A 19,455-nucleotide genomic window follows, 5' to 3' on the forward strand; every position below is an offset into this window, starting at 1 on the left:
CGCATCATGGCATCAATTGCGATCACCGTTGCTTGCCCGCATAGCCGCGCGGCGTGTAGATCCACTCTCGGCCGTCGCCGGTTCGCACGGTGCGCGTGTCAGACGAGCCGACGATCACCACCGTCAGCATGTCGACATCGTCCACTTCGAGATCAGCCAGCGGCACGGTGCGCACCATCTCCCCGTCCCGGCCAAGATTGGTCGCAAGGATCACCGGCGTATCGGCCGGACGGTGGTTGAGAAGTTCGTCGCGCGCCCAGGCAAGCTGCGTGCGGCGCTTCCTCGAGACCGGATTGTAGAACGCGATGACGAAATCGCCCTCGCCGGCCGCGCGCACGCGCCGCTGGATGTCCTCCCATGGCGTCAGGAGGTCCGACAGCGAGATCGTGCAGAAATCGTGCCCGAGCGGCGCGCCGGCCCGCGCCGCCGCGCCCTGCAGAGCCGAAATGCCCGGCGCGACGGCAATCGCGATGCGCTGAGCGGCATCGCTCAGGCCACCCCTGTCGAGCAGTTCGAACACAAGCGTCGCCATCGCGTAGATACCCGCATCGCCCGAACAGACCAGCGCCACATCGCGGCCCTCGCCCGCCAGTTCCATGGCGTGCCGCACCCGGTCCTCCTCGCGACCGAGGTCGAAATCGTGTCGCGCCTTGCCGTCCGCGAGCGGCCCCAGCAGGTCCAGATAGAGCGAGTAACCGACCAGGTCGGTCGCGGCGCGCACCATGGCGGTGACCTCGGGCGACCGCCAGCCCTCACCGCCCGGCCCGATGCCGACCACCGACAGGCTGCCCCGCGCCCGGCCGGGCATGGTCCCGGCCGTGAACACGTCGGGCGCCCGCGCCACCCCGCAGGTCGCCCGGCCGCTCTTCTGCTTTTCGACGACGAGCGTCCCCGTTGCTCCCGTTGCCGCGAGCGCCGCCGCCTCACAGACGCCATGACAGCCCACTTCCCGGAAGACGACATCGGAAGGGTTGGGGAGGCGCGGCGTCTCGGCCTCGAGCGTCGTCGCATCGAAGAACCGGGCCGGCACGCCGAAATGCGCCGCCACCGCGTGCACGGCGGGCTCGTCGGCCTTCACGTCGAGCGAGACGACGCAGCCGACCGCCCCTTCGGCGAGACCGGCCGCATCGAGCGTCTGTCGGGCGAGCGCCAGCGTCTCGACCGGATCGCAGCCGCGTTCGCAGCCGAGCCCGAGCGCCAGCCGGCGCGGATGGTAGACCAGCGTGTCCGCCCCGCCCGGATGGGCCTTTTCGGTGACGATGATGTGATGGTCGGCATTGGCGGCGACCAGAAGCCGGGAGCCGGCGAGCCAGTCCGCCTCACCGTCGATCGCCACCGGCGCGCCGGCGACGAGATCGGCCATGAAGCGCGCTGCATTGGCCGGATTGCCGAGCGCGTAGCCGTCCGGCGGCGCATCGAGCGCCACGCCGAACCTCAGATCGCCGGCCGTCGTGATCGCTGGGATGGCGCCGATCGCGCCGGCGATGGTCCGCGCCAGATCGTTGCCGCCGCGATGACCGCCAAGAACCGGGACCACCACGCTGCCGTCCTCGGCGAGGGCGACGACCGGCGGTTCGCCCGCCTTGTCGGCGAGCAGCGGCGCGAGCAGTCGCACCAGCGCTCCGGTCGCCATCACCGCGACGATCGGCCGGCCGGCCTCAAACAGGCCATGAAGATGAGAACGCAGATCGTCGAACGTCGCATCGGCCCGGTCGGCGGCCACCCGGCTTGCCGCCGCATGCACCGCGCCGCCGACGGCCTCCCGCACAGCGCGCGCCACATCGAGCCCGCCCTCCGAAAGGACGACGATCGCGGGATCAACGTTGGCGGTCATCGCTTCGGCGCCGGCAGGGACCATCCCTCGCCGCCCCTGTAGACGAGGATCATCGAGAAGTAGGGCGCGGCATCGTCGTCGGTCATGGCGTCCAGCGGCACGAGCTTCTGCGTCTCCAGCGTAAGCCGCTCGGCATAGCAGCATTGCCCGGTCAGCCCAAGCTTACCGAGCAGCGCCCGGATGCGCCCGAAATGCCTGCCGACCTTGATGATCGCCGCACCCTCGCAGGCGTGAAGCTGGGCCTCGATGCGGTCATCGTCGAGCGGGGCGGGAATGACCGAGAAGACCTCGTTGCGGGCAGCCAGCGGCCGCGCGATCGCCGCCCCGCCCGCCATGACGGACGACACGCCCGGCACGATCTCGAACGGATAGCGGCCCGACAGGCGCTGAAACAGATACATGAACGAGCCGTAGAAGAACGGATCGCCCTCGCACAGGACGGCGACATCGCGCCCCGCGTCGAGATGTTCGGCGATTTCGCCCGCCGCCCGGTCATAGATTTCGGCTGCCGGAAAGCGCTCGGTGCGCATCGGCACGCGGATCGGGATCTCGACATGATCGGCGCGGATGCAGCCGGCGACGATCGAGCGGGCGAAGCTGTCGCCGCCCTCGGGCGCCGGCCAGGCGATCACAGGCGCCGCCGTCAGCAGCCGGTAGGCGCGCAGCGTGATCAGGTCAGGCGCGCCGGGGCCGACGCCGATGCCGTAGAGCGTCCCGCTCATGGCTTCTTCACCCAGGACCATTGCGTGACTGGCATCGCCGGCCGCCAGCCCTTGTAGGGACCGACCGGGGAGGCGCTTTCGACCGAGATGCGCTGCAACTCGCCGCCGAACTCGCCATAGGCGGCCTGCAGCACCGATTCGCTTTCCAGCGTCACCGCATGGGCGACGAGCCGGCCCAGCGGCTTGAGCGCGACCATGCACGCACCGATCACCGCCCGGTTCACGCCGCCGCCGACGAACACCGCGTCCGGCGCATCGAGCCCTTCGAGCGCCGCCGGCGCCTCGGCGTCGACGAGTTCGAGCTTCGGCGCACCAAGGACCAGCGCGTTCTGCGCGGCCATGGCGCGGCGTTCGGCGTTCGGCTCGATGCCGATCGCCCGCGCTTCGGGCGCCGCGCGCATCCATTCGATGCCGACCGAACCGCAGCCCGCGCCGACATCCCACAGCACCGCGCCGCGATGCGGCGCCAGCTTGGCGAGCGCCACCGCGCGCACGGTGCGCTTGGTCATCTTGCCGTCATGGGTGAACGCTTCGTCCGGCAGCCCTGTGCGCGGATGGATCACCGCCCCTGCCCCGCCGATGCACTCGATCGCGAGCGTGTGGAAATCGGGCACATTCTCGGGCGGCTGGTCGGCCGAGCCCGCAACGATCCTCTCGTCCGCCCCGCCCATCGCCGCAAGCGCCGTCATCGGCGAGGCGCCATAGCCCCGATCGCGCAGGAGCGCGGCGATCGTCGCCGGCGACGTGGCGTCCCTGGTGAGCACGAGCAGCCGCGCGCCCGGCGCAAAGAACGGCACGATCTGTTCGGCCGCGCGGCCATGGACGGTGAGCGTCTCCACATCGGGGATAGACCAGCCGAGCCGGCAGGCGGCGAGCTGGAACGCGGAAAGCTGCGGGTGGAAGACGATCTCGTGCGGGTCGAACCCCTTCAGAAGCCGCGCGCCGACCGAATACCAGAGCGGATCGCCGGTCACGAGCACCACGACGCGCTTGCCCTTCTGCGCGCGGATCGTGTCGATCATCGCATCGAACGGCGAGGGCCACGCCATGCGTTCGGCCATGGTGTTGACAATCAGATCGTGATGCCGGTCGCCGCCGACGATCACCTGCGCATCCTCGACCAGCCGCCGCGCGGCCGGCGCCAGACCGGCCATGCCGTCCTCGCCGATGCCGATCACGTGGAGCCAGGCGAGCGCCCTGTCCGGAACACTCATGTCGCAAGCCCTCCGGCGAGCGCGTTGACGGCCCCCTGCGCCATCGCCGTGCCGCCGCGCCGGCCAAGAACGGTGACATAGGCCATGCCGCGCGGATCGCGCACCAGTTCGGCCTTGCTTTCGGCCGCGCCGACGAAGCCCACGGGCAAGGCGATCACCGCGGCCGGCCGGCCGACGCGCCCCTCGTCGAGCAGTTCCAGGAGCCGGAACAGCGTCGTCGGCGCATTGCCGATCGCGAGGATCTGCCCGTCGAGCCGGTCGCCCCAGAGATCGACCTGGGCGGCCGCCCGCGTCATCCGGTGGGCCTTCGCATGGGCCGCTACGTCCGCATCGCCGATCGCGCAATGCAGCACGCATCCCTTCGGCAGCAGGTGCCGCATCACGCCGTGCCGCAGCGTCTCGACATCGCAGAAGATGTCCGCCCCGGCATCGAGCGCCGCCCGCGTCCGGCCCGCGATATCGGCACTGAACCGCAGATCGCCGACCACGTCGGGCATGCCGCAGGCATGGACGATCCGCGTCGCCAGCGGCCGGACCGGTTCCGGCAGCGCCTTGAGCGTATCGATCCGCGCGATCTCGGCGAACGATTGCGCATAGATCGCCTCGGGATCGCGGACATAATCGATCATCGCACCCATCACCCCCGGCACGGCGCGAACCGGTCAGGAACCGGTCTTGGCCATGCTCCTTGGTCCGAGCGGGTGGTCGGCCTGCGGATAGGGATGGTGATGATGCCCATGGCCGTGGCCGTGATCGTGACCGTGATGATGGCCATGCCCGTGATCGTGCGCATGATCGTGATGATGGTCGCCGTGGGCGTGGCTGTGCACCGGGGTCCATTCGAGCCCGTGTTCGCGGCAGAACGCCTCGTCACGGCAGCGCGCGTCGCAATCGCCGTTGCACGGGCAGTTCTCCGGCGCGCCGCCGACGCCCTCGACATGATGGTGATGGCTTTCCTGCGCCAGTCCCACCTCGGCCTCGAAGCCGAGCACCTGCTCGCGATATTTGCACATCTGGCAGTTCATGTTGTTGGTGCCCTCGACGATCTCGCGCACCCGTTCGGTGAGCGTATCGATGACCAGATCATGATCGTTCAGATAGCCCGCCTTGACGAAGTCGATCTCCGGATGGGCCTCGGCCACCTCGTCGGTGTGGGCATAGATGCGCTTGACCAGAACGCCGGTGAACAGGAAGTAGGGAAACACCACGATCCGCCGGTAGCCGAGCTTGGCTGCGTGTTCGAGCGCCGGCTTGACCAGCGGGAAGGTGACGCCCGAATAGGCCGTCTCGCCCCAGCCGAAGCCCATGCCCTCCCACAGCATGCGCATCACCTTGGCGACGTTGGAATTGGCATCGGGGTCCGAGGCACCGCGCCCGACGACGACGAGCATCGTGTCGTGCAGCGGGTCGCCCTTCTTCCAGCCCTGCGCGGCAAGCGCCTCCTCGATGCGCGCGCCGGCGGCCCGGATCATCCGCAGGTCGATGCCCAGTTCGCGGCCATAGTCGACCGTGATGTCGCGGTTCTGCGCCTGATAGGCGTTGAGCACCGAGGGGATGTCGTTCTTGGCGTGGCCGGCGGCGAACAGCATGCCCGGCACGGCGAGGATGTGATTGACCCCGCGCGCCTTGAGCGCATCGAGCCCCTTGTGAATCACCGGATTGGCGAATTCCAGATAGCCGTAATCGACCGGCACGTCCGGAAAGCGCTCGCGCATGCGCTCGGCGAGCCGCGCGAACTGGTCGACGGCGTTCCTGTTGCGGCTGCCATGGCCGCAGATCATTACGCCATAGCGGGTGCCGTTCGGGGCGTTGTCGAACATCACCGGTTACGCCGGCTTGCCGCGCGCCAGGCGAAAAGGCCCGCACCGGCGGCGATCAGCAGCGCGGCGCCGCCGGCGCCCCAGCTCAGCCAGTGCGTGTGGCCGGCCACTTCGTCGACATGGCCGGGATGGGCGATGGCGGCGGTGGTCAGAACGGAAAGGGCGGCGGCGAGAGGGAGGCGAAGAAAGTGCATCGGAGTGTCCTGCTGGTTCGAACGCGTGCGTCACCAACAGGTCCCGTCCGGCCGCAAGCGGCGGACGATCCACACGGCAGTTCCGGCCTTGCGCCCCCGGATTGGGTCGGCGTGGACGGACACCGCTTCGGCCATCCACGATGGCACTGCCGGCAACGGCGCGACGTTATGGGTTTGCGCGGTGCCGGTCAATCGCGGGCACGGCACCGTGCGCAACAAACGCGACATCAGCCGCCGCGCGTTTCGCGCAGGTCAAAGCCCAGCATGTCGGCGGTCCGTTCGATCAGCCGCAGTTCCTTGTCGTCGACCGCGTGATCGGATTCGGCGATCGCGATCATGTGGTCGAGCAGCGCCTTGCGCCGTTCGAGCGGCATTTCCAGGAAGACCGCCGAGGACTGGGCGTCGGTCGTCTCGTAGGCATAGTCCTGAAGATACTGGTAGACCCCGTCCATCGCCTCCGGATCGAGTCCGAAGGCCTCGGCGCAGATGCGCTTGAACATGGCCAGTTCCTCGCCGCGCACGTCGCCGTCGGCGAGAATGACCCGGAACAGCAGCAGCAGTTCGGCCGTCAGCGCCGGGTCGCTCGCCACCAGCCGCACATTGCGCTCCCGGTCCAGCATGGACCGGATCGTGTCGATGATGCCGCCGGCCATCCGCGCGCCCTCTTCCAGCCCCGTCCTGTCATTGGCGCTACACAAAAGAATGGAAAGGGACCGTCAGTCAATCTTGGGAGACCAGACCGATGAACCTTTCCGCTCCGACCCGGCTCGTGTTCATCCTCGCGGCGGTGATCGCGCTGGTCGCGCTGCTGATGGCGATGAACGTGATCGCCTTCGTTCCAGTCGCCTCGGTCTGGGTGGCGCTGCTTGCCTTCGTGGTCCTCGCCGCGGGCAACCTCCTCAAGGGCATCTGACCCGGTCACCCGGCGGCGAACCGCGCCGCGCGGAACGGCGCCGGATCGAACCGGCCGCCCTGCCCCAGCATCATCCTGGCGAGATGGTCGCCGGCGACCGGGCCAAGGGTGAAGCCCTGATGGCCATGGCCGAAATTCAGCCAGAGCCCTGCAAGGCCCGGCGCTTCGTCCATCACCGGGCGCATGTCGGGAAAGACCGGCCGCGCGCCCAGCCATGGCGTCTCTTCGACCGCCTCGCCCAGGGCGAACAGTTCGCGGGCACGCGGCATCGCGCGTTCGAGTTGCACCGGCGTCGGCGGCGCGTCGTGCCGGGCGAATTCGGCGCCCGAGGTCAATCGTATGCCCCGGCGCATCGGCGCCATCACATAGCCGTTGGCGTCGTCGATCACCGCGCGGGTGAGGAACGCGTTGCCGACCGGGGCGTGATGGCGATGATAGCCGCGCTTGATGCCCATCGGCAGGCGCAGCCCGAGCCCCTCCAGCAATGCCTTGGACCACGGCCCGGCGGCGAGCACGGCGCGGTCGGCAATGAGATCGGGCGCGTCGCGCAACGCGGCGCGCCAGCCGCCCGCCGCGCCCGAAAGGCCTACCACCTCGGCCTGGACGATCCGCCCGCCGAGCGATTCGAGCAGCGCCGCATAGGCCGAAACCAGCGCGCCCGGATCCTGGCAGGTCCACGGCTCCTCGTAGTGGACCGCTCCGGCCAGCGCGTCGGTGTTCAGATGCGGCTCCAGTTCCGAAAGAGCTTTGGCATCGGGTGTCGAGACCGCCATGCCGAGCCCGCGCAGATCGGCCAGTTCGCCTTCCAGCGCCCGCAGCGCGGCTTCGCTTCGAAGGACGCGCAGCAGTCCCTTCTTCGTCAGCAGGTGCGCGGCGTCGGCCTCCTCGGCCAGTGCCCCGTGCGCCTCCACGCAGCCGTCGAACAGCGTGATGTTCGCCTCGTAGGTGCGCCGCGCCCGGTCTGGCCGTGAGGACCGGAAATAGCGCCAAAGGAACGGGGCGACGTGGGCCAGCGAGGAAGGCTGGTAGTGCGCCTCCACCCGGCGATTGAGCGCATAGCCGATCAGCCTCGTCACGCTGCGCGGAAACATGTAGGGATGAACGCCCTCGGGCTGGATCACGCCGGCATTGCCGAAGCTCGTCTCGCGTCCCGGCGCGCGCCGGTCGACGAGCACCACGTCGGCGCCGGCCCGCACAAGCGCGATCGCCGTGCACACGCCGACCATCCCGCCGCCGACCACGGCAACATCATATCTGTGATCCAAGCCGACCCCCTATGCGCCGCATCCGGGGTTGGCCTTATCAGGCCCGTCTTCGGATCGTCCAGATGGTCGCTCTATGCGGCGCTTCGGATCGTACGGCGGCGCAGCCTTGCAAGGATGCCGCGCAGCAGGCCGGCCTGCCGGTCCGGATCGGCGAGCAGGTCGAAGGCGACCGGCTCGGCGTCGGGCACCACGGTCGCCGGCGGCTCGGCGATATCCGGAAGCTCGAAGGCGACCGGCTCGGCCTCGGGCAGGGTCGCGGCCGCGGCGTTCGGGGCGGAATCGCTTGCCGACGCGTCGGGTGCCGCCGGTCGGTCGTTGCCCGCATCGTCATCGGCCGGCACGGTCCGCTCGACACCGGTCCGCACGAAACGGGGCGGTTCGGCCGCCGGTGTCGACGTCGGCTGGCTCCGCTCGCGCGGCGACGGCATCGTCCCGCCATTGGCGATCCGACGCAATTCGGAAAGCGCGAGTGCCTGGCGTCGCGCCGGCGCGGTCTGAAGGTCCTCGGGTTCGGCTGCCCTGAAGGGCACCGGCGTTGCCGGCGCGCGCGCGACGACAGGCAACGGGTCGGGCGCAGCGGTTGGCGCGGCAGCCCCGGTGTCCGGCACGGGCGGCGTCCCGGCGGCCTTGTCCTGCGTCCCGTCGCGTCCGGAACGCTCGGCCAGCAGCGTCAGGATCGCCTGGTCGATCTCGTCGTCCGGGTCGAGTTCGGCGGCCGGGCGGCCCGCCAGCGCCTGGCCCGCCGGACCGGATCGCATCTCCGCCACCGCCTCACCGATGCCGTGGCGTTCCGACCGGACCGCGACGAGCCTGATCTGCCCGGCCGGCGCCTCGTCGGTCGGGGGCAGATGGTCGACGCGCACGAGTTCGGCATCCGCCGCGCCGACCGTCTCGCCGTCGGGCACGATCCCCCCGCGCTGATGGCAGGCAAAGACGAAGTCGACGGCCCGGTCCGCCATCCAGCCATAGGGCACGTCCTCGGGCGCGACCGAGACCGGAACGCCGACCAGATGCTCGGCGCCGGCCACCGCTATGCCCCTTGCGGCGTTCTTGTCGTCCTCCGCGTTGCGCAGAAGATGCGGCCGCACGAACAGGCCGTAGGGGGCCTGCGGCGCCTCGCCCTGGGCCGCCTCGCGCAGCACCGATTGCGACACCAGATGATCGCTTGGCCGCCAGTGCACGGCGCTCGCCCGGTTCTTGCCGGCGACATAGTCGGCAACCAGCAGGCACACCATCATCGCGCTGCGCGCCTGGCGCCAGTCCTCGAACGCCGGGGGCTCCGTCGCATCGCCCTGCGCGGCCTCGGTCTCCGCCGTATCCAGCCGTTCGGCGGAGATCAGCGTGCTCGCCACGTGCCGGCCGGCGATCGCCCTGGCCTCGGGCATCATCAGATGGGTGACCGGATAGTCGAGCGCGGCCGCCAGCGATTTCGGCGAAACCGGCTGGGCGGCCTGGCGCACCGTCACGCGCACCGCGCCGAAGCGTACGTCGAGGTCCTTTTCGGTGGATTCGGGGCCGGTGACGGCCCGCGCCGACAGACCGGCCCGGGCGGCCGCCAGACCGATGAAATCAAGAAGCTGCAGCCCGTCGACCGGGTCGTATCGGTCGTGCAGCAGCACACAGGTGACGGCTTGGATGGGTCTGATCTGCATCCGGCGACCTCGTCATCGTCGATCGCGCGGATTATGGAGAAGCAGGGTTAACGAACCTGAAAACGCGCCGGCGAGCCGCCAGGCTACCACTCGACCCCGATCTGCGCCTTGATGCCCGCCCGGAACGGGTGCTTGACCAGTTCCATCTCGGTGACCAGGTCGGCGAGATCGACGAGTTCGTCCTTGGCGTTTCGGCCGGTGACAACGACGTGCGTCATCGGTGGCTTCGCGTCGCGCAGGAAGGCGACCACCTCGCCGACGTCGACATAATCGTAGCGCAAGGCGATGTTGATCTCGTCGAGCAGCACCATCGTGTTGGACGGATCGGCGATCAGTTCCTTCGCCTTGGCCCAGGCGGCCTGCGCCATCTCCATGTCGCGCCTCTTGTCCTGGGTCTCCCAGGTGAAGCCCTCGCCCATCGTGTGAAACTCGCACAGATCGGCGAAATGGCGCTCGATCAGGTCGCGTTCGCCGGTCTGCATGCCGCCCTTGATGAACTGCACCACGGCGCATTTGCGGCCATGGGCGATGTGCCGGAAGATCATGCCGAAGGCGGCGGTCGACTTGCCCTTGCCCTTGCCGGTGTGGACGATAATCAGGCCCTTCTCGTCGGTCTTGGTGGCCATGATCTTGTCGCGCGCGGCCTTCTTCTTGGCCATCTTCTCGGCGTGGCGGTCATTGTCGTCAGGTTCGGCCATCGCCGTTCTCCCCGTCGTTTCCGGCGGCATCGAGCCGCTTGCAGTACCAGATGCGCTGCGGAGCATCGCCCACGGCCGGCAGCCGGCCGATCTCCGCATAGCCCATCCTGTCGTAGAAGCCGGGTGCCTGAAAGTCGAACGTGTCCAGATAGACCCCGGCAAGGCCGCGCTCGCGCGCGACCGTCTCGATCCGCGCCATCAGCGCGGCGCCGATGCCGCCCCCACGCGCGTCCGCGCTGACGCCGATATAGGCCACATAGACCCAGCCCTGCATGATCCGGCAGAACGCGCCGCCAAGGAACCGGCCGTCATTGCCGACCGCGCGCAGATGGAACGGCTCGATCTCGAAAGGCCGGCCGGCCGCCTCTGCCGCTTCGGACATCGGCGCCAGCGTTTCCTCGACCAGCGCGGGTTCTTCGCCGGCAACGAACACGATCTCACCGAGCATCGGCTTCTCCGGCAAGTTCACCCAGGCGCATCCGCGCAGAGTTCGATTTCGGCGTCCACAGGCCGCGTTCGATCGCTTCGCCGAGGCGTTCGGCGATTTCGGCCAGCGCGTCGGGGTTCTTGTCGGCGATGAACGCGCGCACGGTCTCGTCGACCAGATAGGCCTGATAGACTGCCTCGAAATGATGATCGCGCACCGCGCCCGTCGTCGCCGCGAAGGCGAACATGTAGTCGACCGTGGCGGCCATCTCGAAGGCGCCCTTGTAGCCGTGCCGCATGACGCCCTCGATCCATTTGGGATTGACGACGCGCGCCCGCACCACGCGCCCGATCTCGTCCTCGAGCGTGCGGATGACCGGGCGCTCGGGCCGCGAATGATCATTGTGATAGACCGCAGGGCGCGCGCCCCTGATCGTTTCGACCGCCGCGGTCATGCCCCCCTCGAACTGATAATAGTCGTCGGAGTCCAGAAGATCGTGCTCGCGATTGTCCTGGTTCTGGACGACCGCCTCGACGCTGGCGAGCCTGGTCTCGAACGCGGCGCGTTCGGCCCGGCCTTCGACGTTCGCCCCATAAGCGTATGAGCCCCAGACCATGTAGGCCTCGGCCAGGTCGGCGGCGCTGTCCCAGCCCTTCTCGTCGATCAGCGCCTGCAGTCCCGCGCCATAGGCGCCCGGCCTGGACCCGAAGACGCGAAAACCGGCCCGGCGCGCGGCCTCGTCCTCGGCCACGCCTGTAGATTCCAGCCGCGCCCGCTCGGCATTCATGCGCGCGGCGATCGGGTTGTCCGCCGCGTCCTCGTCGAGCGCGCCGATTGCCCGCACCGCCCTGTCGAACAGGGCGATCTGGTCGGGAAACGCATCGCGGAAGAAGCCGGAGATGCGCAGCGTGACGTCGACGCGCGGCCGGCCGAGCGCGGCCAGCGGGATGATCTCGTAGCCGGTCACCCGCCGCGAGGCGCCGTCCCAGACCGGCTTGGCCCCGATCAGCGCCATGGCCTGGGCGATATCGTCGCCGCCGGTGCGCATGTTGGAGGTGCCCCAGGCGGTCAGGCCGAGCGATGTGGGCCATTCGCCATGGTCCTGCACATGCCGCGTCACCAGAAGGTCGGCCGATTTGCGGCCCAGATCCCACGCCGTCTCGGTCGGCACCGCGCGGCTGTCGACGGAAAAGAAATTGCGCCCTGTCGGCAGCACGTCCGGCCGCCCGCGCGTCGGCGCGCCCGACGGCCCCGGCGCGACGAACCGCCCGTCGAGCGCGGTCAGCACGCCGTCGATCTCGGCGGGTCCGCAGGCGGCGACCGAAGGTTTCAGTTCGCCCTCGATCCGATCGAGCACGGCGCGCGTGCGGGTCCAGTCATCCGGGCACGCCATCTCGCCGCCGACCAGCCGCGCCGCCAGCAATTCGATCCGCTCGACCGTATCGCCATTTGTGCGCCAGGGATCGTCCGAGAGTTCTTGAAGGATGTCAGGCCTCGGCCCGCGCCAAGGCTCGGCCATGGCGCAGTCGAGGGGGTCGAAAGGTGAAACACCCCCCTCTGTCGGCTTCGCCGACATCTCCCCCGCAAGGGGGGAGAGTGGCCGGATGCCGTCAGCCCTAGCTCCCATTCTCCCCCCTTGCGGGGGAGATGTCCCGTCAGGGACAGAGGGGGGTACCCGATGCACGCGCGCATCATGCCCGCCAGGCAAACCCTCACCCCGAGCTTGTCGAAGGGGCGCGCTTTCCCCTCGTCCTTCCACGGGCTCAGGATGAGGGGAAAGCAAATCCGCCGAAATCGCCCGATGCAGGCTGTCCTGATTTGCCGAAGGAACCCGCGCCAGCGCCACGGTGAGATCGGTCAGCAGCCGGCCTTCCGGCGCTTTTCCGAACACGTGCAGCCCGTCGCGGATCTGCATTTCCTTCAGATCACACAGATAGGCGTCGAGCTTTTCGAGCGCCGTGTCATCGCCTTCGCCCTCACCGATGCCCGCGTCATGATCGAGCCCGATGTCGCGGACCAGATCGAGAATGCGCGTCTTCAGAAGCTTCAGCCGGCGCGGATCGTTGCCGGCCGCCTCGAAATATTCGTCGACCAGCGCTTCGAGATCCTTCAGCGGGCCATAGCTCTCCGCGCGCGTCAGCGGCGGCGTCAGATGATCGACGATCACCGCCGCGGCCCGGCGCTTGGCCTGCGTGCCCTCGCCCGGATCGTTGACGATGAACGGATAGACATGCGGCAGCGGGCCGAGCGCGGCTTCCGGCCAGCAGGTTTCGGCCAGCGCCAGCGCCTTGCCCGGCAACCATTCCAGATTGCCGTGCTTGCCCATATGGACGATCGCGTGCACGCCGACCTGCCCGCGCAGGAACGCGTAGAAGGCGAGATAACCATGCGGCGGAACAAGGTCCGGCGAGTGGTAACTCTCCTTGGGGTCGATGTTGTATCCGCGCGCCGGCTGGATGCCGACGAACACGTTGCCGAACCGCGTCAGCGGCAGCGCGAACCGGCTATCATCGAAGAACGGATCGGCCTCCGGCTCGCCCCAGCGTTCACGAACCTCGATCTGATTCTCAACCGGAAGCGATGCGAAGAACGCCTTGTATTGATTCAGCGAAATCGTCTCGCGCACTTCGCGCCCGTCGGTCGCCGCATTGGTCGGCCCGGCCTTGAGATGGTTGATGAGCGCATCGCCATCGGCGGGAAATTCGCCGACATCGTAGCCGGCCGCCTTCATCGCGCGCAGCACTTCGACGCTGCCCGCAGGCGTATCGAGCCCGACCCCGTTTGCGAGCCGCCCGTCGCGGTTGGGGTAGTTGGCGAGCACGAGCGCGATGCGCCGTTCGGCCGCCGCAGTCCGCCGCAGCCGCGCCCAGTTGGCGGCCAGATCGGCGACGAAGGCGATCCGGTCGGCGACCGGCCTGTGGGTGACGATGTTCGCCTCGGTCGCCGCGTCCCATGTCTCAGCCGCCTTGAAGGAGACGGCGCGCGACAGCACACGCCCGTCCACCTCGGGCAGCGCGACGTTCATCGCCAGATCGCGCGCGGTCAGCCCCTGCGTCGAAGCTTCCCACACCTCGTGCGGCGAACCGGCGAGCACCGCCTGCAGCACCGGCGCGCCGGTGGCTTCGAGCACGGTCGGCACGCGCGCCCCGCCCGGCGCGGAGACGGCAAAGCCTGTCATGTTGACGACCACGTCCGGCGGGGCCTTGTCGAACAGCCTTGCCACGGTCGCAGCCGACACATCGTCCTTCAGGCTCGACACATAGACCGGCGTCACCGCCATGCCGCGCGCGGCGAGCGCGTCTGCCAGCGCCTCGACCGGCGCGGTCTGGCCCGACTGCACCAGCGCCCGGTAGAACACGATGGCCGCCAAGCCCTCATCCTGAGGCGTGAGCACACACCCCTCTCCCTTCGAGGCTCGCTTCGCTCGCACCTCAGGATGAGGGCGTGCGTCGGCCCACACCCCCGCTTTCAGCAACGGGGAAGCCGTGCCCTCGATGGGCCGGCCCGCGATCAGATCATCGCAGGCGTCAAGGAACCCGCGCGCATTGTCCGCCCCGCCCTCGCGCAGGAACGCCCACAGCGCATCGCAGTCGCCCGGCGCGACCGTGCAGAACGGCGAAAGGCCGGGGTCCGGCCTGTCGTCGCCCGGAACCAGCGCCAGCGCGAAGCCGTGCGCATCGGCGGCCGACCTGAGCGCCTCGGTGACATAGCGCCAGTAGGACTGCCCGCCGAGCAGCCGCGCGACGACGAGCCTGGCATGCCGGCCCGTGCGCGCGATCCAGCTGTCGACGCTCATTTCGTGGCGAAGCTGCATCAGGTTGACGAGCCGCAGCGCGGTTTCGCCATCGCGCGCCCGGTGCGCGGCGGCGAGCGCGGCCAGTTCGGTGTCGGCCGCCGACAGCACGCACACATCGCCCGGCGTCTGGCCGAGATCGACCGCCTCGCCCTCGTCGCCGATGGAGCCCTTCTGTGCGAGCAGCAGGTGCATCAGCGCCCGCCGGCCCGGATGGTTCGCCGCGTTCCACGGAGCATCCGCCCCTCACCCTCACCCTTACCCTCTCCCCGCAGGCGGGGAGAGGGAGGCGCAGGCCACTCAACTGCCGATGCAACCATCCCGCCGGCCCGGTCGGGCATCGAAGTGGAAGTCCCCCTCTCCCCGCGTGCGGGGAGAGGGTAAGGGTGAGGGGCTACCATCGCGCTCACTCCGCCGCGATCACGGCCTCGGCGGTCGCCGCACGGACCGCCGCCTCGATCGCCGCCCGGTCCATGCCGTGCAGGCCGATGACGACGAGCCGCGTCGAGGGTTGCTCGCCCGCGCCCCAGGGCCGGTCGAAATAGGTGTCGATCCGCTGGCCGACCGCTTGGACGACCAGCCGCATCGGCTTGCCCGGCACGGCGCAAAAGCCCTTCAGGCGCAGCACGTCATGGTCGGCGATAATCCGTTTCAGTGCGGCGACGAACCCGTCCGGATCAGCCACCGCGCCGGCCGCGACGACGAAGCTGTCGAAATCGTCATGGTCGTGCTCGTGCCCGTCCTCATGGTGCAGCTCGTGATGCGACTTGCGCGCGCCGATCTGCTCCTCGGTCGCGGCACCGAGCCCCAGCAGCACCTCGATCGGCAGTTCGCCATGGCTGGCATGGATGACCTTGAGCGGCCGGTCGACCTGCCCGGCGACGTTGGCGCGCACCGCCTCAAGGCGCGCCTCGTCGAGGAGATCGGCCTTGTTCAGCACCACCATGTCGGCGGCCCGGATCTGGTCCTCGAAAAGCTCCTCCAGCGGGCTTTCATGGTCGAGACTGTCATCGGCCGCCCGCTGCGCGTCGAGCGCGTCATGGTCGGACGCGAACCGGCCGTCGGCCACCGCTGCCGCGTCGATCACCGTCACCACCCCGTCGACGGTCACCTGCGTCCTGATATCGGGCCAGTTGAAGGCGGCGACCAGCGGCTGCGGCAGCGCCAGCCCGGACGTCTCGATGACGATGTGATCGGGCCGGTTCTCGCGTTCGAGCAGCGCCGTCATGGTCGGCACGAAATCGTCGGCGACCGTGCAGCAGATGCAGCCATTGGTCAGTTCGACAATGTCGTCCTCGCTGCAGTTCTCGACGCCGCAGCCCTTGAGCACCTCGCCGTCGACGCCCAGATCGCCGAACTCGTTGATGATCAGCGCGATCCGGCGGCCGCCGGCATTGGCAAGCATGTTGCGGATCATCGTCGTCTTGCCCGCGCCGAGAAATCCGGTGATCACGGTGGCGGGGATCTTCGCGTTGAGCATGTCTCAGCCTTTCAGTTTCATCGGCAGGCCGGCGGCCATGAACACGACATGGTCGGCGTGCGCGGCCACTTCCTGGTTGAGACGGCCCGCATGATCGCGGAAATCGCGGGCCATCCTGTTGTCCGGCACGATGCCGAGCCCCACCTCGTTGGAGACCAGCACGACCGGGCTTTCGAGCGCGGCCAACGCATCGAGCAGAGCAAAGCTGCGAGCCTCGATGTCGGCTTCGGCCAGCATCAGGTTGGTCACCCACAGCGTCAGGCAGTCGACCAGCACCGCCCTGCCCCGGGACGCCTGACGCGCCAGCACGCCTTCGAGATCGTCGTGCTCCTCGACCAGCAGCCAGTCCGGCCCGCGCCGCGCCCGGTGGTGGGCGATGCGATCGCGCATCTCCTCGTCGAAGATCTGCGCGGTCGCCACATAGACCGGCGTCAGGCCCGATTCGGCGACCAGCTTTTCGGCAAAGGCCGACTTGCCGGACCGGGCCCCGCCAAGGACGAGGGTCACGCCTTCAAGCGGCGCCATCGCCTCTTGCCCGGCGTATCAGCCGAACATCGCCGCGATGGCCTGCTCGCCGACGATCAGGCAGCCGGCGCCGGCGACCATCGCGCCGCTCAGCCGCGCGGGCATGTTCTGGGCGCCCTTCAGGCCCTTGCCGATCATCTCGACGACGACATAGCCGGCGGCGATCGCGATCAGGTACTGGGTGACCGCGAAGCCGGCCAGGTAGGCCAGAACCGGTGTCGTCTCGGCGCCGAACACCGCTTCGCCATAGGCAAAGCCGTGGAACAGGCCGGCGACGGCGAACAGGGCGCCGAGCACGACCGGACCGACATCGCGGCCCGAAAGGATCACGAAGCCGATCGCGGCGACCGACAGCGCGATGACCGCTTCGGGAAACGGCAGGCTGACCGCGGCAAGATGGATCAGCGTGCCGGCGACCGTGGCGACGATGAAGGCCAGCGGCAGCACGAACCGCTGCGGCGTCAGCGCGGCGGCGATCCCGACAGCGACGATGAAGGCCAGATGGTCGAGCCCGATGATCGGGTGACCGACACCGGACAGAAGACCGTCCATGAAGGTGCCCGGCGTTTCGCCGCCCATCGGGTGGTGGGCGAGCGCCGGCGTGGCGATGACAAGGGCGGAAAGCCCGGTGAAGAGGCGAAGAAGGTTCATGTCGACAACTCCCGTGCGCGACGTTTCAATGAACGGGCATCGTCGATCGAACAGCCAGGACTTCCCCCCATATCCCGCCACGCGGACGCGCGGCTCGAAGTCCTTGACCGTTCGGGAACGCCCGTCCCGCAGGTTCAACACCGATCGGCAGGTCTCCTGGCTCGATGGCGTCGCGGGCCCTTCGGTCCGCATCGGATCATCCGCCTTCCCGGCTTGCGCCAGTGGCCGCCACCTTGGTGGCAATGGATGTCCGCGCCATTCTACAGTCGCGGGGTCGGCTGCGATTTGGACGCCCGGTTTGGGTCCGTCCGTCGCATTCCCTTTTCATCCGCCAGGGCTTGGCCGAGGCGGAACCAATCGGTGGCGGGCAGTTAGAAGCCGCCGACGACGCGTGTCAACGCAAATTAACGGCGCGTGCCTGTCATGTTAGCGGCACGTGCCTGTCACGCCTTGAACGCGCGCCCGGCCGCGAGCAGTCCGTCGATGTCCACAACGGCTTCCAGACCGTCGGCGAGTTCATCGAGCGCATCGACGATCCGGCTGCGATGATCGGCGGCATCGGCCGCGACACCGAACCGGGACAGAAAGGCCTGACGGAACGGTCCGCTGTCGAACAGACCGTGCAGATATGTGCCGAAGACGCGCCCGTCGGCCGAACTGGCCCCGTCGGGCCGGCCGTCGATCATCGCCACGGGTCGGGCGCAGTCGGGTCCGGTTGTCTCGCCCAGATGAATCTCGTAGCCGGTCAGCGGCACATCGAACGCCACCGACCGGGCCCGGCTGTTGCGCACCGTCTTTTCGGGCGCCATCACGGTCTCGATGTCGAGAAGCCCCAGCCCCTCCGCCTCGCCCGGCGCGCCCTCGATGCCGAGCGGGTCGCGCACGATCCGTCCCAGCATCTGGTAGCCGCCGCACAGCCCGACCACGGGACCGCCGCGCGCCGCATGGGCGACAATCGCCGTGCGCCAGCCATTGGCGTCGAGCGCGCGCAGGTCCGAGACCGTCGATTTCGAGCCCGGCAGCACGATCAGGTCGGCATCGGCGGGAATCGGCTCGCCCGGCGGGACCATCGCCACCGACACGTCCGGCTCGGCCGCCAGCGGATCGAGATCGTCGAAATTGGCGATCCGGCCGAGCAGCGGCACGGCGACCTTGAAATGCCCGGTGCCCGCGCTCCCGAAATTCTCGACCGCCACCGAATCCTCGGCCGGCAGCCGCCGCGCCGCTGCCAGCCACGGAACGACGCCGAAGGACGGCCAGCCGGTGAAGCCGGTGACCGCCGCAAGCCCGTCGTCGAACAGCGAAACGTCGCCGCGAAACTTGTTGATCAGATAGCCGACGATCATCGCCTGGTCTTCTGGCGGCAGGATCGCGTGCGTGCCGACCAGCGCCGCGATCACCCCGCCCCGGTCGATGTCGCCGACCAGCACGACAGGTACGCCCGCGCGCGTGGCAAAGCCCATGTTCGCGATATCGCCCTGCCGCAGATTGATCTCGGCGGGCGAACCGGCGCCCTCGACCAGCACCAGGTCCGCCTCGGCCCGCATCCGTTCGAAACTGTCCAGAACCGCCGTCATCAGGCGCGGCTTGTGTCGTTTGTAGTCGGCGCCGCGCGCGACGCCCGCCACCTTGCCGTGCACGACGATCTGGCTGCCGGTGTCGGTCTGCGGCTTGAGCAGGACGGGGTTCATGTGCACGGACGGCGCGACGCCGCAGGCCAGCGCCTGCAGCCACTGCGCCCGGCCGATCTCGCCGCCATCGTCGGCGACAACGGCATTGTTGGACATGTTCTGCGGCTTGAACGGCCGCACGGCGAGCCCGCGCCGCGCCATGAGCCGGCACAGGCCGGCGACCAGCACCGACTTGCCGACATCCGAACCCGTTCCCTGGAACATGATCGCCTGCGTCATGCGCCAACGGCTAGTGCGTGCGGAGAAAAAAGAAAAGCGCGGCGATCGATCGCCGCGCCTTGTGCGCAGAAGGCCGAGACCCGCCTGCGGTGTCCCTGCCCTCCGAACACGAGGGCTAGCGGGACAGGAACTCCGGTACGCAGTACCTGATCCGGAGGCCGCGAGGCATTCGGTCGCCTCGGGGACCATGATTAGCCCGACATCGTTACCGCGAGGTTGACGAGAGCTTAAGCAAGTCTGAATCGGAGCATTTTGTGGAGATAACAAGCGGTTGCGGCCGGTTGCGGAGTTGCGGCCGGCACCGGCGCAACAATGACGCCCCGTCTTGTTCGAGGCGCCGGGCCCGGCCGGCCAGAA

Annotated in this window: 17 protein-coding genes and 1 riboswitch; of the genes, 1 reads left to right on the plus strand and 16 read right to left on the minus strand. The window is 69.0% G+C overall.

The window, feature by feature from the left end:
• Window positions 1-22: 22 nt before the first annotated feature.
• The 7 genes from cobJ to E0E05_RS12495 form a co-directional block, all read right to left on the minus strand.
• Complete coding sequence (gene cobJ, locus E0E05_RS12465) at window positions 23-1,834, minus strand: precorrin-3B C(17)-methyltransferase (RefSeq protein ID WP_131617009.1); 1,812 nt, start codon at window positions 1,832-1,834, stop codon at window positions 23-25.
• The gene (cobI, locus tag E0E05_RS12470; RefSeq protein ID WP_131617010.1) at window positions 1,831-2,556 is read right to left on the minus strand and encodes a precorrin-2 C(20)-methyltransferase; all 726 of its coding nucleotides are present in this window, start codon (window positions 2,554-2,556) and stop codon (window positions 1,831-1,833) included. The genes cobJ and cobI overlap by 4 nt, the downstream gene beginning before the upstream one ends.
• Window positions 2,553-3,770, minus strand: coding sequence for a precorrin-6y C5,15-methyltransferase (decarboxylating) subunit CbiE (gene cbiE, locus E0E05_RS12475; RefSeq protein WP_131617011.1), 1,218 nt, complete (start codon window positions 3,768-3,770; stop codon window positions 2,553-2,555). Before cbiE ends, cobI begins: the two co-directional genes overlap by 4 nt.
• Window positions 3,767-4,399: a precorrin-8X methylmutase gene (locus E0E05_RS12480; protein WP_131617012.1), complete on the minus strand. Its 633-nt coding sequence runs from the start codon at window positions 4,397-4,399 to the stop codon at window positions 3,767-3,769. Before E0E05_RS12480 ends, cbiE begins: the two co-directional genes overlap by 4 nt.
• Window positions 4,400-4,432: 33 nt before the next feature.
• Window positions 4,433-5,590 (minus strand): sirohydrochlorin chelatase, encoded by a 1,158-nt coding sequence (locus E0E05_RS12485; protein WP_131617013.1) that lies wholly within the window; start codon window positions 5,588-5,590, stop codon window positions 4,433-4,435.
• Entirely contained in the window at window positions 5,590-5,784 is a 195-nt protein-coding gene (locus tag E0E05_RS12490; protein WP_131617014.1) for a DUF6732 family protein, read from the minus strand. Before E0E05_RS12490 ends, E0E05_RS12485 begins: the two co-directional genes overlap by 1 nt.
• 227 nt (window positions 5,785-6,011) lie before the next feature.
• Window positions 6,012-6,437, minus strand: a complete 426-nt coding sequence (locus E0E05_RS12495; protein WP_039722656.1) for a tellurite resistance TerB family protein — start codon at window positions 6,435-6,437, stop codon at window positions 6,012-6,014.
• Window positions 6,438-6,526: 89 nt separating this feature from the next.
• Between E0E05_RS12495 and E0E05_RS17500 the strand changes: the two genes are divergently transcribed.
• A complete protein-coding gene (locus tag E0E05_RS17500) occupies window positions 6,527-6,697 on the plus strand; it encodes a hypothetical protein (protein ID WP_192900409.1) in 171 nt (56 codons plus the stop codon).
• Between the two features lie 5 nt (window positions 6,698-6,702).
• Here the strand turns inward: E0E05_RS17500 and E0E05_RS12500 are convergent, their stop codons facing one another.
• The 9 genes from E0E05_RS12500 to E0E05_RS12540 all read right to left on the minus strand — a co-directional run bounded on the left by E0E05_RS12500 (window position 6,703) and on the right by E0E05_RS12540 (window position 19,098).
• Window positions 6,703-7,962: an NAD(P)/FAD-dependent oxidoreductase gene (locus E0E05_RS12500; RefSeq protein WP_210215709.1), complete on the minus strand. Its 1,260-nt coding sequence runs from the start codon at window positions 7,960-7,962 to the stop codon at window positions 6,703-6,705.
• A gap of 71 nt (window positions 7,963-8,033) precedes the next feature.
• Window positions 8,034-9,614, minus strand: a complete 1,581-nt coding sequence (locus tag E0E05_RS12505) for a hypothetical protein (RefSeq protein WP_131617015.1) — start codon at window positions 9,612-9,614, stop codon at window positions 8,034-8,036.
• 83 nt (window positions 9,615-9,697) lie between these two features.
• Window positions 9,698-10,312 (minus strand): cob(I)yrinic acid a,c-diamide adenosyltransferase, encoded by a 615-nt coding sequence (gene cobO, locus E0E05_RS12510; protein WP_131617016.1) that lies wholly within the window; start codon window positions 10,310-10,312, stop codon window positions 9,698-9,700.
• Window positions 10,299-10,760, minus strand: a complete 462-nt coding sequence (locus E0E05_RS12515; protein WP_131617017.1) for a GNAT family N-acetyltransferase — start codon at window positions 10,758-10,760, stop codon at window positions 10,299-10,301. The genes cobO and E0E05_RS12515 overlap by 14 nt, the downstream gene beginning before the upstream one ends.
• Window positions 10,750-14,727 (minus strand): cobaltochelatase subunit CobN, encoded by a 3,978-nt coding sequence (gene cobN / locus E0E05_RS12520; RefSeq protein WP_131617018.1) that lies wholly within the window; start codon window positions 14,725-14,727, stop codon window positions 10,750-10,752. The genes E0E05_RS12515 and cobN overlap by 11 nt, the downstream gene beginning before the upstream one ends.
• Window positions 14,728-14,938: 211 nt before the next feature.
• On the minus strand, window positions 14,939-16,012 hold the full coding sequence (gene cobW, locus E0E05_RS12525; RefSeq protein WP_131617019.1) for a cobalamin biosynthesis protein CobW: 1,074 nt from the start codon (window positions 16,010-16,012) through the stop codon (window positions 14,939-14,941).
• A gap of 3 nt (window positions 16,013-16,015) precedes the next feature.
• On the minus strand, window positions 16,016-16,537 hold the full coding sequence (gene cobU, locus E0E05_RS12530) for a bifunctional adenosylcobinamide kinase/adenosylcobinamide-phosphate guanylyltransferase (RefSeq protein WP_131617020.1): 522 nt from the start codon (window positions 16,535-16,537) through the stop codon (window positions 16,016-16,018).
• Between the two features lie 18 nt (window positions 16,538-16,555).
• The gene (locus E0E05_RS12535; RefSeq protein WP_131617021.1) at window positions 16,556-17,188 is read right to left on the minus strand and encodes a HupE/UreJ family protein; all 633 of its coding nucleotides are present in this window, start codon (window positions 17,186-17,188) and stop codon (window positions 16,556-16,558) included.
• A 129-nt stretch (window positions 17,189-17,317) separates the two neighbouring features.
• Window positions 17,318-17,561, minus strand: a riboswitch (cobalamin riboswitch).
• A gap of 70 nt (window positions 17,562-17,631) precedes the next feature.
• Complete coding sequence (locus E0E05_RS12540; RefSeq protein WP_131617022.1) at window positions 17,632-19,098, minus strand: cobyric acid synthase; 1,467 nt, start codon at window positions 19,096-19,098, stop codon at window positions 17,632-17,634.
• Window positions 19,099-19,455 lie beyond the last annotated feature (357 nt).

This window comes from Roseitalea porphyridii, assembly GCF_004331955.1.
GTDB classification, from domain to species: domain Bacteria; phylum Pseudomonadota; class Alphaproteobacteria; order Rhizobiales; family Rhizobiaceae; genus Roseitalea; species Roseitalea porphyridii.